Here is a 13,277-nt window from a genome sequence, read left to right as displayed (position 1 = left end):
GGATGAATGACGCCTTTGTCACTGAAGCGGAATGTGCGAGGGCACGGATTCCAGATGCACCACTACCGTGGCTGCGCGGGGGACCCGCTTCATGGTTAGCGGTGTGAGCCGCTTTCTTTTGCCTACTTTTCTTTGCGGCAGGCAAAGAAAAGTAGGTGCCCCCCCGCACAGGGGGAACGCTAATAGACCACTAAGAAATCAAGGAAAGGCCAACCCAAAAAGAGCACAGAAAACACGCCGCAAAAAAGGCAAAAAAAACCATCACCCAATATCCCGCCCAGCCGTCTCAGGCATAAACGGCAACGCCAACAAAGAAACCACCCCACACCCAATCAGATACCAGGCCGGCGCAAGATTACTCCCAGAAACCTGAATCAACCACGTAGCGAAGAACTGCGCAAACCCACCAAAGATAGAAACCCCGAGACAATAAACAATCGACATCCCGGTAGCCCGAATCTCGCGGGGAAACACCTCCGGCAGCATGACGATATTAGGCACGGCGGTAAACGCGACCAGCACAGCCAACCCCGCGACAACCGACAACAAAACCGCCACGGAAGGCATAGCATTAATCACCATAAACGCCGGATACACAGCCAGAATCAGCAAGACCCGCGACACACCCAACACCCACTTGCGCCCCACCCGATCCGACAACGCGCCGGCAAGCGGCGAACAGACCACCGTGACAACGGCCGCGGTCCACGCGGCCCACAACGCCGACGACATCGGCAGATGCAAAATCCGGATCGCGTAAGTCGACAGATAGAACAGCACGATGTAGTTCGCCGCCGTCCCGCCAATGGTTGTCACCACACCCATCGTAATCACCCGCGAATGCTCGCGAAACAGCTCACGCACCGGCTGCGAAGCGGGCACCGTCGAAGCCGACCGCACACCCGCACCGTCCTCGACACCCGGCAACGTCTCATCCAGATGGCGCCGGATATAAATCCCGATCGGTCCCATCGCCATGCCGATTACAAACGGCACGCGCCAGCCCCAGCTCTCCAGCGCGGCAGTCGACAACGCGGCCGCCAACGCAACGCCAAGCAACGACCCGCACACCGTATTCAACCCCTGACTCACGAACTGCCAGCTGCCGTAAAATCCGCGTGTCTTATCGCTGCCATACTCCAGCAATAGCGACGTCGAGGCGCCAATCTCACCACCCAACGCAAACCCCTGCACCAGCCGCGCGAGAATCACCAGCAACGGCGCGGCAATGCCGATCGCCGCATACGTCGGTGCGAACGCAATGATTGCCGAGCCGAGCGTCATCAGCCATAACGTCAGGCTCATCGCCGCCTTGCGGCCGGCACGATCGGCGTACGCGCCAAGCACGATGCCGCCCACCGGACGCATGATGAACCCCACGCCGAACGTCCCGACCGCCAGCATCAATTGCGCAAGCTGCCCCTCCACCGGGAAATACAGCTTGCCGATAATGGTCGCGAAGAAGCTGTAAATCGTGAAGTCGAAAAACTCGAGACCGTTGCCCAGCGTGATCGCGGCAATCGCCTTCGCGTGGCGCTTGCGTTCGGCGGGCTGCGCGGCCGGCATGCCCTGCAGGGCAAGCGCGTCGGTGCCGGCGGGTTGCGGTGTGGCGGAATAGTCCATCTGTGTCTCCGTGATGTCCTTGCTGCTGAGTCAAAGCACACGTCATAGCGCACGCGCGGGCTCGAGCCGGCCCGTCACATCCGCCTCAGACGAGAAACGTCTGCGCGAGTCTCACCCAGTAAGCGGCGCCGGTCGCGAGGCAGTCGTCGTTGAAGTCGTAGCCAGGGTTGTGCACCATGCAGCCGCCCTCCCCATCGCCATTGCCGATAATCAGGTAGCTGCCGGGGCAACGCTCCAGCAGGAACGCGAAATCCTCACTGCCGGTCAGCGGTTGCATGTCGGCGATCAGGCCGTCTTCTCCGAGCCAGTCGAGCGCCACTTGCCGCGCGAGGTCGGTCATTTCCGCATCGTTGACGAGCACGGGATAGCGGCGCTGGTAATCCACCTGCGCGCTGGCGCCGAATACCGCGGCCGTTCCGCTCGCCACGGCGGTGATCCGTTCCTGCAAATAATCGCGCACCTCGGGTTTCAAGGCGCGCACCGACAGACGCATCTCGGCGGTCTCAGGAATCACGTTGGGCGCTTCGCCCGCGTGAATCGCGCCGACGGTGATGATGGCCATGTCGAGCGGCGCGACGTTGCGCGACACGATCGACTGCAACGCCAACACCATTTGCGCACACACCACCACCGGATCGACTGCCTTATGCGGCACCGCGCCATGACCGCCGCGCCCCGTCACGGTGATGATGACGGTGTCCGACGAGGCCATGAACGAGCCCGGCAGAAAGCCGAATTTGCCCGTAGGGAAGCCCGGCATGTTGTGCATCGCGAACACGGCGTCGCACGGAAACTTCTCGAACAGGCCATCTTCCAGCATCTTTTTCGCGCCGGCCTGCCCCTCTTCGGCCGGCTGGAAAATCACATTCACCGTACCGTCGAAATCCTTCTCCCGCGCCAGATGTCTGGCCGCGGCGAGCAGCATTGCCGTATGGCCGTCGTGGCCACATGCGTGCATCTTGCCGGGCACCTTGCTCGCGTACGGCAAGCCGGTCGTTTCCTGAATCGGCAACGCGTCCATGTCGGCGCGCAGACCCAGCTTGCGTGTGCCGCCGCCTACTTTCAGTTGCCCTACGACACCCGTTTGACCCAGCCCGCGATGCACCGTGTAGCCCCATTCCTGCAGACGTTCGGCGACGAGGTCGCCGGTGGCGAACTCTTCGTACGCCAACTCCGGCTGCGCATGAATGCGGCGGCGCAGCGCGATCATTTCGTCTTCGAGTTCGGCGATGCCCGCCGGAATGGCCATGGTGTTCATGTGTCGTCTCCGTCAATGAAAAGCGTGACCCAGCATAGCGACGCCGATTTTCCAGCGGCAGGCGTAAAATCGTTGCGCCAGCAACTTCTGGTTGCCACTCTTGCCCCAATTCGACAGATGAAACTGCATCAACTCAGCACGTTAGCGGCGATTGCGGATACCGGCAGTATCCGGGCCGCGGCTCGGTCGTTAGGCCTTTCGCCCGCCGCCGTCACCAAGGCGGTACGCGAACTGGAAGCGGATATGCAGGCACCGCTGGTGATCCGCAGCGCGAGCGGCGTCGCGTTTACCGAGTTCGGCCGTACGCTGGTTGTGCATGCAAGAGTGGTATTAGGGCAGCTGCAACGCGCGCAAGCGGAGATCGACGCCTTGCGCGGCGCGGCGGCCGGCAAACTGTCGATCGGCGTCACGCCATGGGTCGCGTTGACGTTTCTGCCGCCCACGGTGCGGCGCTTCCGGCAACGCATGCCGGAAGTGCAGCTGGAGTTTTTCGAAGGGTTGCTCGCGGTCGTGCAACCGCGCCTGCGCGACGGCAGCCTGGATTTTTCGATCGGCCGGCCGCCGCCCGCGTCGCCGCAATCGGAGTTTCACAACGTACCGCTGTTTTCGACGCATTCGGCCGTGGTGGCGCGGCGCGATCACCCGAAAGCCGGTTGCCGCACGCTGCTCGAACTGGAAGACGCGGAGTGGGTGCTGAACTGGGACCCGGCCAGCCGCGAGTCGATTTCGGACAACCTGTTCCGCAAGCGCGGCATGCGGGTGCCGCACACCATTCATCTGGCGCACTCGCTGGCTGTGGTATTGGGGCTGCTCGCGCACACGGACATGCTCAGCATTTTTCCGTGGCCGCTCGCGGAAGTGACACTCGCGAAAGAAAATCTGTGGGCGCTGCCGCTGCGCGAAACCGTGGATGAAACCATCGTCAGCATCACGTCACGCCGTGGCGCGCCAACGAGTCCGGCGGCCACGTGTTTTCTCGACTGTCTGCGTGAAGTGATCGACGAAGCGGCGCGCTCGCAGGAACCCGAGCAACGCCGCCTGTTTCATTCGATCGAGTTACTGCTTTAGCGATGCCTGAATCGCGTCAGCGTGAGCGTGATTGTCGACGCAAACGCAGTCGCAAGTTGTGGGCTCAACCTTCGTAGCCCACCACACCCTTGATCTCCAGAAAGTCTTCCAGTCCGAACTCGCCGTACTCGCGGCCGTTGCCCGATTGCTTGAAGCCGCCGAACGGCGCATCGGGATTGTAGTCCGCGTAGTTCAGATAGATCGTGCCGGTACGCAAGCGCCGGGCCACCGCACGCGCATGCTCGATCGAACCGGACTGGATATAGCCGGCAAGACCGTAGAGGCTGTCGTTGGCCATGGCGATCGCTTCGTCTTCGGAGTCGTAGGCGAGGATCGACAGCACCGGTCCGAAGATTTCTTCGCGCGCGATCGTCATGTCCGGCGTGACCTTGCCGAATACCGTCGGGCGCACGAAATAGCCGTCTTTCAGGCCTTCGGGACGGCCGGCGCCACCCGCCACCAGCGTGGCGCCCTCTTCCATGCCCACGCCGATCAAACGCTGGATCTTGTCGAACTGCGCTTCGCTGATGACCGGACCGAGATCGGTGCCTTCCGCATTGGCCGGCCCGACCTTCAGCGCTTCGGCCGCTTCTTTCGCGTATGTCAGCGCTTCGGCCTCACGCGCACGCGGCACGAACATGCGCGTGGGCGCGTCGCACGACTGGCCGCTGTTGTCGAAACAGGCCCGCGCGCCGCGCATCACCGCCTGCTTCAAATCGGCGTCTTCGAGAATCAGGTTGGCCGATTTGCCGCCCAGTTCCTGATGCACACGCTTGACCGACTCCGCCGCCGCTTTCGCGACCTGCACGCCGGCGCGCGTCGAACCGGTGAACGACATCATGTCGATGTCCGGATGACACGACATCGCCTCGCCCACCGTGCGGCCTTCGCCGTTCACGAGGTTGAACACGCCGGCCGGCACACCCGCCTCGTCGAGAATCTCCGCGAAGATCAGGCCCGACAGCGGCGCCAGTTCCGACGGCTTGAGCACCATCGTGCAGCCCGCCGCGAGCGCCGGCGCAACCTTGGTGGTGATCTGCAAGGCCGGCCAGTTCCACGGCGTAATCAGCCCGCACACGCCGACCGCTTCCTTGCGGATCAGAATGCCGTTCTTCAGCGACTCGAACTCGAACGTATCGAGCGTGCGGATCATCGTTTCCAGATGCGCGACGCCGGTCCATGCCTGCGCGTCGTTCGCGTACTGCAGCGGCGCGCCCATTTCGCGGCTGATCGCGTGCACCATGTCGTCGTAACGCTTGCGGTAGACGTCGAGAATCGCCTGCAGCAGATCGATACGCTGCGCGATCGTGGTCTCGCTGTAAGCGGGAAACGCGCGCTTCGCGGCGGCGACCGCGCGATCGACGTCCGCCGCGCTGCCGAGCGCGATCTGCTCGAATGCCGCGGCGGTGGACGGATCGATCACGTCGAGCGTGTTCGCGTGGCTCGGCTCGAGCGGATCGACCCATTGACCGTCGATGTAAAACTGTCTGGTGTGTTGCATGGGCTTGTCCTTTACATGAAATGTTATGGGCCAGATCCCGGACGCGTGGATCGCGCCCGGGGCGGCGTCACCCGCTTTACATCGACGCCGCTCAATCTGAATGTCTTCAAATCGAAATTCACCGCTACGCTGCTTTGGCTCAGACTCCGGTTCAGCTTCGATCCCTGCATCGAATCGTCGAATTCAAGAACTTCGCAACCCGATTTTCAAGTCTGTTAACCAGGAGAGCCTCATGAGCAACATCACCTTCACCCGCATCGACGCCAAAGGCCCCGGCGCTACCGGCCTGAACCCGGCCCTGCACGATCCGGCCGACGTCATTCTCGACGGCGCCAAAGCCCCGCATGCGCTCAATGCCTATTCCGACGCGACCAACATGCTCTCGGCGGGCGTCTGGCAATGCGACGCGGGCACGCTGAAACTGGCCGACCTGCCGATTCACGAAGTGTGCGTGCTGATCGAAGGCGAAGTCGTGATCACCAGCGACGACGGCCGCAGCGAACACTATGCCGCCGGCGACGCCTTCATCCTGCACAAGGGCTTCTCGGGCACGTGGCACATGCCGGTCGCGACCAAGAAATACAGCATCGTGTACTGCGGCTGATTCACCCGCTAAGTCGCGGCGTTGCTTCACTGAAACGCTTCACCGAATACCGCACCCGCCAAGGTGCGGTTTTTTTATTCCGGCGGCAAGCACAAAACGACAAAACGCCCCGTTCAACCGTTACATCGGAAAACCCAGCGCCTTGATCGAATTGATCCACAGACGCCGCCAGCCGCCGCGATCGTCGGCGCCGTCAAACGCATTGAAGGTGATCTTCGCGGCAATCCAGCGCAGCGGCTCCGGCGGAATATACGAGGGCCCCTTGCGCGAAATATCGAGCGACGTGATGACCGTCTCGCGATTCCACGGCATGTCGAGGCCCATCTTCGCACCAAAGCGACTGCCCGCCACGCCGAAGCCCGTATAACCGGCCACGAACACGCTCTTGCCGCCGTGATAGCGCCGCGCGAACACCGCGCCGCGCGAGCAGTAATCGATCGGACCGCCCCACGCATGCGTGAAGCGCACGTCGTCGAGTTGCGGGAAGGTGCGATAAAACGCTTCGGCGAGTTTGTAATAGGTGCTTTCGTCGCGATCCGCGGCAGGGTTCGGATCGCCGCCGAAGTGATAGCTCACCCGGCCGCCGAAGATGATGCGGTTGTCTTTCGTGAGGCGGAAATAGTTGAGTTGTGTGCGCGTGTCGTAAATGCCCTGGCGGTTTTTCCAGCCGATGCGCGCCATCTGCTCGTCGCTCAACGGCGCGGTCGCGATGATGTGATCGCGCACCTGCATCACGCGGCGCTTGATGTCGGTCACGCCGACATCCGCGGTGCCGGTGCCGAGCAGCACGCGCGGCGTGTCGATGCTGCCCGCCTGCGTGTGCACGACCATCGTCGCGCCGCGATCTTCGAGGCGTGTGATCGGCGAATGTTCGTGCAGGCGCACGCCGAGCTTCAGCGCGGCGGCCTTCAGCCCCCACGCGAGCTTCGCCGGATGAATCGTGCCGCTGCGATTGCGCGACCACATCGCACCGGCGAACAGCGGCGAATCGAGTTGCTCGCGGGCACGCTCGCTGTCGAGCAGCACCACGTCGTGACCATGCGCCACATGCAGCTCGTAGTCGCCCTTCAGATGATCGAGGTGGCCCGGATCGACCGCCACCGTCATCTCGCCGTTCCATTCGGCGTCGGCTTCAATGCCGTAACGCGTCAACGAAGCCTTGAAACCGTCGAGGTTCTCCTGGCCCAGCTTTTCGAGTACGTCGAGGTCTTGCGGAAAAACCCGCGTGGCGTTCGGCAAGCCATGCATGACGGACGTCGAAATGATCCCGCCCGGTCGGCCCGATGCGCCGTATGCGACCTTGCCAGCTTCGACCAGCACGACGTCGAGCGACGGGTCGGCTTCTTTCGCCTGAATCGCGGCCCACAGTCCGGTGAAGCCGCCGCCCACCACGACCAGATCCGCCGAAGTCGGACCGATCAATTCCCGTTCGACAGCCGGTGCGCGCGGATTGTCCAGCCAGAACGGAAACAGCTTTACTCCATCAAACGCGCGCTTTACTGACTCGCTCATCTTGTTTGCCTGCTCTACTTGAATGCTTGTTGCCGGGTACTTCATCGATCCAGTTGCGCGGAAAATGCGTGTCAACCGGCGTCCTGCGTGTCCAATGCCTTTTCGGGTTCGCGGTATTCACCGCCCGCTCGCCCCGCGCGACGCGGCTGCGTGGGCGTTGACGTGCGCGTTTGCGATTCCGCCCGCGCCGTTGCTACGTTCAGCTTAGTCGCCGGCACCACCGGATGCACGCCGCGATTGCCCACCGAGCCGCCTCGCAACCAGCGTCGGCCGAGCGGACCATACACGCCGTCCGGCTCGGGAAAGCACTGCAACAACGCGATATACAACGTGCAGGCGAGCGTCAGCGAAACCGGCATGCTGATATCGAGGCCGCCCGCAAGCTGGCCGAGCGGACCGACAAACTGATCCGTCAGATTGACGAAGCACAGTCCGACCGCCGCGCTAGGAAGCCACGCGCCCATCGCGCGCCAGTTCCAGCCGTGCGTGAACCAGTAGTGACCGCCGCGGCCGCCGCGATTGAACACCTGCAAATCGTCCGACAGATAGAAACCACGCCGCGTGACGAAACCGATGATCATGATCATCATCCACGGGCAACTACAGGTATTGATCAGCACCGAGAACGTCGACACGCTTTCGACGAGGTTGAACGCGAAGCGGCCGAGAAAGATGAAGCCGATCGCGAGGCTCCCGATCAACAGCGTGGCGCGCACGCGGTTCAACAGTTTCGGGAACATGCTCGACATGTCGAGCCCCGTGCCGTAAAGCGCGGTAGTGCCGGTGGACATGCCGCCGATGATTGCGATCAGACACACCGGCAGAAAGAACCAGTTCGGCGAGATCGCCAGCAAACCGCCCACGTAGTTATTCGACGCAATGAAATCCGGCGCCTTGCTGGCGATGATGGTCGCCGTCGCGAGGCCGAAGAAGAACGGCACGAAGGTGGCGAGTTGCGCGAGCATCACCGCGAGGATCGTGCGCTTTCTCGGCGTGTTCTGCGGAATATAGCGGGCCCAGTCGCCGAGTGTCGACGCGAACGACACGGGGTTGCTCATCGCGACCAGCACGGCGCTGACGAAGGCCGGCCAGAACCCGGCCGAACCGAGCGCGACCTTGCCGGCGTACGCGCTGTCGAACGGCCCGGCGAAGGCGGCGATACCGACCACGAACAGCAGGCTCGCGGCCCACACGGCGATCTTGTTGACCCACAGCATGAAGCGGAAGCCGTAGATGCACACCGTCAGCACCAGCACCGCGAACAGGCCGTACGCGAAGCTCAGCGTCATCCAGTTGACCGGCAGACCGAGCAGATGATTCGCGCCGCCCACCAGCGCGTCGCCGGAACTCCACACGGCCAGCGAAAAGAACGCGACCGAGGTCAGCAGCGCGAGAAACGAGCCGACGATCCGGCCGTGAATACCGAAATGCGCGCCCGACGAAACCGGATCGCTGGTGCCGTTACGCGGACCGAACAGACTCATCGGCGCAAGAATGCACGAGCCGATCAGCACGCCGAGCACGATCGAATAGACGCCGGCCTTGAACGATAGACCGAGCAGCACGGGAAAGCTGCCCAGCACCGAGGTCGAAAAAGTATTGCAACCGCCGAACAGCAAGCGGAAGAGGTCGATCGGCCGCGCGTAACGCGAGCGATCCGGGATGCGTTCGAAACCGAATGTTTCGACTTGGGTGATGCCGTTGCTGCTCATTGTCTCCGACTCCTGTCACGGCCAGGTCATTCACGATGGCTTGCCGCGAGGATGCGGCGTCCACTTTTTGAGATGTCTGGACGCCACTGTAAAGACAATCGGCGCGGGCAAAAATATCGACCGCCCAACCTTTACTTCGATCGCGGGCGATGTAACCACACAAGCCCGCTACATAAAGCTTTCCGCGTAGCCACCGAGGCTACGTGGTGGCTCTCCAAAGGCTCTGGCGACAGCAAACGTCGATGCAAATCGCGAGAATCCGCGGCACGCGCGAACATGACGAAATCGTCATGTGCCGCTCATCCTGCTATGGGCGGCGCCCTCCTACGATGACGATTCCTGACTCCGGGACGTAACTCATGCGACGTACTCGACCCACGCGCGACAGGGCGACGCGCATTCCGAATCGCAGGGCGGCCATTTCGATTGCGTCGATACGCCGCTTCTTCCGACGCCAGAGCGAGACGCTGTCGCTCGCCGGCGGTGTGGTCTCGATCGTTGTCGGTTCGCTGGCGTTCTGGCTCAACCAGCCCGCGCATCTGTTCGACGGCGCGGCGGCGCAACGCGAGGCCAGCGCCATCCCGTCGCGGCAGGCGTGTGACGAGCCGACATTCGTCCACGGTGTGCTATCGCTCGAACTGGCAACGCGCCTTCGACGCGACGTTCCGACGCTGACCCAGCCGTATGGTGTCGATGCCGCCCGGCGCTGCGCACCGCAGAATCTCGTGGCTGCCACCGCGCCGCCCGAAGCCTGCCGAACTGGCGCCTGAGCGCTCGTACACCGACGCTTTCAATGGGCGGACCACGCCACCCTCCCGGTCGCCGCGCCGATCACCGCCGCCCGTCTCCGGCCGTCTTCATCATGCCTAACGCGGCAGCCCATTCAGATCCTGTCGTGGTATAACCCGATAACATACTCAGGATACCGTTATAAATTTCTCCACCTGTCACAGGTAGCCAATCGTCTCAAAAAAATCTGTTTCTATAATCGTTTCATACCCATGCCTAACCACATGAAAGGGCCCTGAATCGACCCGCCTTCGCCAGCCGTGCTATCCGCAGCCCCATCCCTCAGGCGCTCGCACCCGGCACCGCTCAAGACGCCGAGCTCAACCTCAACCGCCCTGCACCGCCACGCCGCCCGATTCGCACGGCGCTGCGCAGCGGGCGTCAACAGGAGAAAGACCATGCGAATTCTGATCGTCGACAACGAAGCGAAAAACGGCACGTATCTTCGGAAAGGTCTGACCGAAGCGGGCTTTGTCGTCGACTGGGTACAAGACGGCGTGACCGGCCAGCATCTCGCGCTGACCGAAGACTACGACATGATCATTCTCGACGTCGTCTTGCCCGGTCTGGACGGCTGGACCTTGCTGCGCAACCTGCGCCTGACGCATTCCACGCCAGTACTGCTGCTCACCGCCTGCGACGACCTGAACGACAAGGTGCGCGGGCTCGAAATGGGCGGCGACGACTATCTGGTCAAACCGCTCGATTTCGCCGAATTGCTGGCGCGCGTGCGCTCGATTTTCCGGCGCGGCGCCACGCGCGACCCGGCGCGGGACGCCGCGTCGCTCCACGTGGCGGATCTCGCGCTCGATCTGACGCGCCGCAAAGCCACGCGCCAGGGCGACAAGATCCTGCTGACCGCGAAGGAATTCTCGCTGCTGTGGCTGCTCATGCGCCGGCGCGGCGAAATCCTTGCACGCTCAACGATCGCATCGCAGGTCTGGGACATGAATTTCGACAGCGATACCAACGTGGTCGACGCCGCGATCCGCCGCGTGCGCGCGAAGGTGGACGATAACTACGAGCCGAAGCTGATCCACACCGTGCGCGGCATGGGCTACGTGCTCGAAGAGCGCAACCCGCCAGCGGGTTGATGCGACACGGGCAGCGGCGCCGCGCGCTTCAGTCGAGAAACTCAGCGGCACGCCGCCGCAGCACCGCGCCGAAATCATCCAGCCAGCCGATCGACAAGCGCCAGCTCTGCCAGTACAGATCCACATCGATATGCTTGCCGGGCGCGATCTCCACCAGTTCGCCGTTGGCCAGGTGCGTGGCGATCATCCGTTCCGGGCACATGCCCCAGCCCAGCCCCGTCACGCACGCGCGCAAAAAACCGGCTACATGCGGAATCCAGTGCAACGGCGGGTCGAGTTCCGCGCGTGTGATCCGGCGCATGAAGCGCTTCTGCAACTGATCCTTCGGATTGAAATCGACGCAGGGCGTGTGCCGCAAGCTCTCGCGCGTCACGCCATCGGCAAAATGGCGCGCCTGAAACGCTGGCGAGCACACCGCCAGATAGCGCATGCGCCCAAGGCGCGTGGAGCGGCAGCCCTGCACCGGCTCGGCCTGAGTAGTGACCGCGCCTTGCACGCTGCCGTCGCGAATCCGCTGCGCGGTGTGGTCCTGATCGTCGACCACCAGATCGAGCAGCATCTCCCGTTCGACGCAGAACGGCGCCACCGCGTCGATGAACCAGGTGCCGACGCTATCGTCGTTGACCGCCACGCGCAGCGCGGGCCACGGCTCGACCAGCGCGCCGGGCAGCGCCGGCAGGCGGCCGGTCAGCTCCGCCTCCAGCAATTGCACGCGTTCGGTATGGCGGCACAGCAGCGCACCCGATGTCGTCGCCACGCACGGCTGGCCGCGTTTGACCAGCACGCTGCCCACCCGCTCCTCCAGCAGCTTGACCCGCTGCGAGACCGCGGACGGTGTCACGTTCAGTTCGCTGGCCGCACGGTCGAACGAGCCGTGCCGGACCACGGCGGCGAGCGCATCGAGCAAAGCGTAGTCGAGCATTAGCGTTCCTTAATCCGCATTAAGTAAATTAGCTTCTCTTACGAGCCGCGAGACCGCAGACTAGCCCTGTTCGCTTCTCCCGTCTACTGGATCGATCCATGAACTGGCTGTCCTTTTCCCACGGCGCCGCCTTGTGCGCCTCGCTAATCGTGACGATCGGCGCCCAGAACGCCTTCGTGCTGCGTCAGGGCATCATGCGCTCGCACGTCGGCAAGATCGTCGCGCTATGCGCGCTGTCGGATTTCATTCTGATCGGCGCGGGCGTCGGCGGCGCTTCGGTGCTGGTGGAACGCTTTCCGGTGTTCGTCCACGCCATGCTGTATGTCGGGCTCGCGTATCTGGCGTGCTTTGGCTTCAACGCGCTGCGCCGCGCGGTACGGCCCGACCATGCCGCGCTGCAGGCCGAGGCGAGCGGCACGGCGCCCGTGCAGCGCGCGCTGCCGATCGTGCTGATGACGCTCGCCTTCACCTGGTTGAATCCGCATGTGTATCTCGACACGTTTCTGCTGATCGGCACCGCCGGTGCGCGTGAACCGGAGGGCGCGCGCGTCGCGTTCGCGCTCGGCGCGATGGCGGTGAGCGGGATCTGGTTCGTCGGTCTGGGTTACGGTGCGCGGGCAATGGCGCCGCTGTTTCGTCGCGCTACGGCCTGGCGTGTGCTGGACGGTGCGATTGGCAGCATGGTGTTGCTAATTGCGGTGACGCAGTTGCGGTAGCCTCGTTCAGTTCTTATCACAGCGCTGCGAACTCGCGCATTTACACGGCTGGCGGAATCCGCGAGTGCGGTGAGATTCAGATGAGCGGGCCGTCAGGACGCCCGTGAGTCTCGCCGTAATTCGTAGGCATGGGTGCCAGACATAAGAAGAGCAAAGCTTGAACTGAATGTTCGAGGTGTGGACCTGAACATTTCGTTGTTGCATAGATCGGGGAACGGCAAGCCGATCGTCTTGCTTCACGGCTTCGGCTCCACGCAAAAAGACTATGGGCTCCGTACCGCACTCGGGTTATTTTCCGATGTACGGTAAAGGCGTGTTGCTTGGAGCCCTCGCGTTTCGCGATGAACCAGGTCGGCTTGCTTACCGAATGGACGTATCGCAACCGTAAGCGACATTTGACGGCCGTCTTGACGATCAGAATTTGATCTCGAAGAGGCGTTCGTTGACGCTCTGGAGGTCAAAGGCAGCAGGATCGAAA

Annotated in this window: 11 protein-coding genes; 5 read left to right on the top strand and 6 right to left on the bottom strand. The window is 62.9% G+C overall.

All coding sequences use genetic code 11. The features are described from left to right. Nucleotides 1-261: 261 nt before the first annotated feature. Both B0G83_RS23500 and B0G83_RS23495 read right to left on the bottom strand, forming a co-directional pair. Nucleotides 262-1,623 (bottom strand): MFS transporter, encoded by a 1,362-nt coding sequence (locus B0G83_RS23500; RefSeq protein ID WP_105509807.1) that lies wholly within the window; start codon nucleotides 1,621-1,623, stop codon nucleotides 262-264. A gap of 85 nt (nucleotides 1,624-1,708) precedes the next feature. Further along, nucleotides 1,709-2,881 (bottom strand): M20 aminoacylase family protein, encoded by a 1,173-nt coding sequence (locus B0G83_RS23495; protein WP_105509806.1) that lies wholly within the window; start codon nucleotides 2,879-2,881, stop codon nucleotides 1,709-1,711. Nucleotides 2,882-2,998: 117 nt separating this feature from the next. Between B0G83_RS23495 and B0G83_RS23490 the strand changes: the two genes are divergently transcribed. Continuing rightward, complete coding sequence (locus tag B0G83_RS23490; RefSeq protein ID WP_105509805.1) at nucleotides 2,999-3,949, top strand: LysR family transcriptional regulator; 951 nt, start codon at nucleotides 2,999-3,001, stop codon at nucleotides 3,947-3,949. A gap of 64 nt (nucleotides 3,950-4,013) precedes the next feature. Here the strand turns inward: B0G83_RS23490 and B0G83_RS23485 are convergent, their stop codons facing one another. After that, nucleotides 4,014-5,450 carry an aldehyde dehydrogenase family protein gene (locus B0G83_RS23485; RefSeq protein WP_105509804.1) on the bottom strand — a complete coding sequence of 479 codons (1,437 nt, stop codon included), beginning with the start codon at nucleotides 5,448-5,450 and terminating at the stop codon, nucleotides 4,014-4,016. Between the two features lie 232 nt (nucleotides 5,451-5,682). On the opposite strand from B0G83_RS23485, the gene B0G83_RS23480 reads away from it, so the two are divergent. After that, a complete protein-coding gene (locus tag B0G83_RS23480; protein WP_035551235.1) occupies nucleotides 5,683-6,054 on the top strand; it encodes a cupin domain-containing protein in 372 nt (123 codons plus the stop codon). Nucleotides 6,055-6,174: 120 nt separating this feature from the next. On the opposite strand, the gene B0G83_RS23475 is transcribed toward B0G83_RS23480, so the two are convergent. Beyond that, on the bottom strand, nucleotides 6,175-7,566 hold the full coding sequence (locus tag B0G83_RS23475; protein ID WP_105509803.1) for an FAD-binding oxidoreductase: 1,392 nt from the start codon (nucleotides 7,564-7,566) through the stop codon (nucleotides 6,175-6,177). Nucleotides 7,567-7,637: 71 nt separating this feature from the next. Next, entirely contained in the window at nucleotides 7,638-9,278 is a 1,641-nt protein-coding gene (locus B0G83_RS23470) for a cytosine permease (protein WP_258168158.1), read from the bottom strand. A 359-nt stretch (nucleotides 9,279-9,637) separates the two neighbouring features. Here B0G83_RS23470 and B0G83_RS23465 point away from each other — a divergent pair, with 359 nt between their 5' ends. Continuing rightward, nucleotides 9,638-10,048, top strand: coding sequence for a hypothetical protein (locus tag B0G83_RS23465; protein WP_105509802.1), 411 nt, complete (start codon nucleotides 9,638-9,640; stop codon nucleotides 10,046-10,048). A gap of 417 nt (nucleotides 10,049-10,465) precedes the next feature. Continuing rightward, entirely contained in the window at nucleotides 10,466-11,161 is a 696-nt protein-coding gene (locus tag B0G83_RS23455) for a heavy metal response regulator transcription factor (protein ID WP_105509800.1), read from the top strand. A 28-nt stretch (nucleotides 11,162-11,189) separates the two neighbouring features. Here the strand turns inward: B0G83_RS23455 and B0G83_RS23450 are convergent, their stop codons facing one another. Continuing rightward, entirely contained in the window at nucleotides 11,190-12,083 is an 894-nt protein-coding gene (locus B0G83_RS23450; RefSeq protein ID WP_105509799.1) for a LysR family transcriptional regulator ArgP, read from the bottom strand. Nucleotides 12,084-12,181: 98 nt separating this feature from the next. Here B0G83_RS23450 and B0G83_RS23445 point away from each other — a divergent pair, with 98 nt between their 5' ends. Then, nucleotides 12,182-12,799 carry a LysE/ArgO family amino acid transporter gene (locus tag B0G83_RS23445; protein ID WP_105509798.1) on the top strand — a complete coding sequence of 206 codons (618 nt, stop codon included), beginning with the start codon at nucleotides 12,182-12,184 and terminating at the stop codon, nucleotides 12,797-12,799. Nucleotides 12,800-13,277 lie beyond the last annotated feature (478 nt).

The sequence above is a fragment of the Paraburkholderia sp. BL21I4N1 genome, from assembly GCF_002973525.1.
GTDB lineage: Bacteria > Pseudomonadota > Gammaproteobacteria > Burkholderiales > Burkholderiaceae > Paraburkholderia.
The sequence above is the reverse complement of the archived record's forward strand: the minus strand, read 5'-3'. Positions and strand labels throughout refer to the sequence as shown.

Coding starts and splice junctions, on each gene's coding strand:
- B0G83_RS23500 (WP_105509807.1), bottom strand. CDS start 1,623: ATGGACTATTCCGCCACACCGCAACCCGCCGGCACCGACGCGCTTGCC.
- B0G83_RS23495 (WP_105509806.1), bottom strand. CDS start 2,881: ATGAACACCATGGCCATTCCGGCGGGCATCGCCGAACTCGAAGACGAA.
- B0G83_RS23490 (WP_105509805.1), top strand. CDS start 2,999: ATGAAACTGCATCAACTCAGCACGTTAGCGGCGATTGCGGATACCGGC.
- B0G83_RS23485 (WP_105509804.1), bottom strand. CDS start 5,450: ATGCAACACACCAGACAGTTTTACATCGACGGTCAATGGGTCGATCCG.
- B0G83_RS23480 (WP_035551235.1), top strand. CDS start 5,683: ATGAGCAACATCACCTTCACCCGCATCGACGCCAAAGGCCCCGGCGCT.
- B0G83_RS23475 (WP_105509803.1), bottom strand. CDS start 7,566: ATGAGCGAGTCAGTAAAGCGCGCGTTTGATGGAGTAAAGCTGTTTCCG.
- B0G83_RS23470 (WP_258168158.1), bottom strand. CDS start 9,278: ATGAGCAGCAACGGCATCACCCAAGTCGAAACATTCGGTTTCGAACGC.
- B0G83_RS23465 (WP_105509802.1), top strand. CDS start 9,638: ATGCGACGTACTCGACCCACGCGCGACAGGGCGACGCGCATTCCGAAT.
- B0G83_RS23455 (WP_105509800.1), top strand. CDS start 10,466: ATGCGAATTCTGATCGTCGACAACGAAGCGAAAAACGGCACGTATCTT.
- B0G83_RS23450 (WP_105509799.1), bottom strand. CDS start 12,083: ATGCTCGACTACGCTTTGCTCGATGCGCTCGCCGCCGTGGTCCGGCAC.
- B0G83_RS23445 (WP_105509798.1), top strand. CDS start 12,182: ATGAACTGGCTGTCCTTTTCCCACGGCGCCGCCTTGTGCGCCTCGCTA.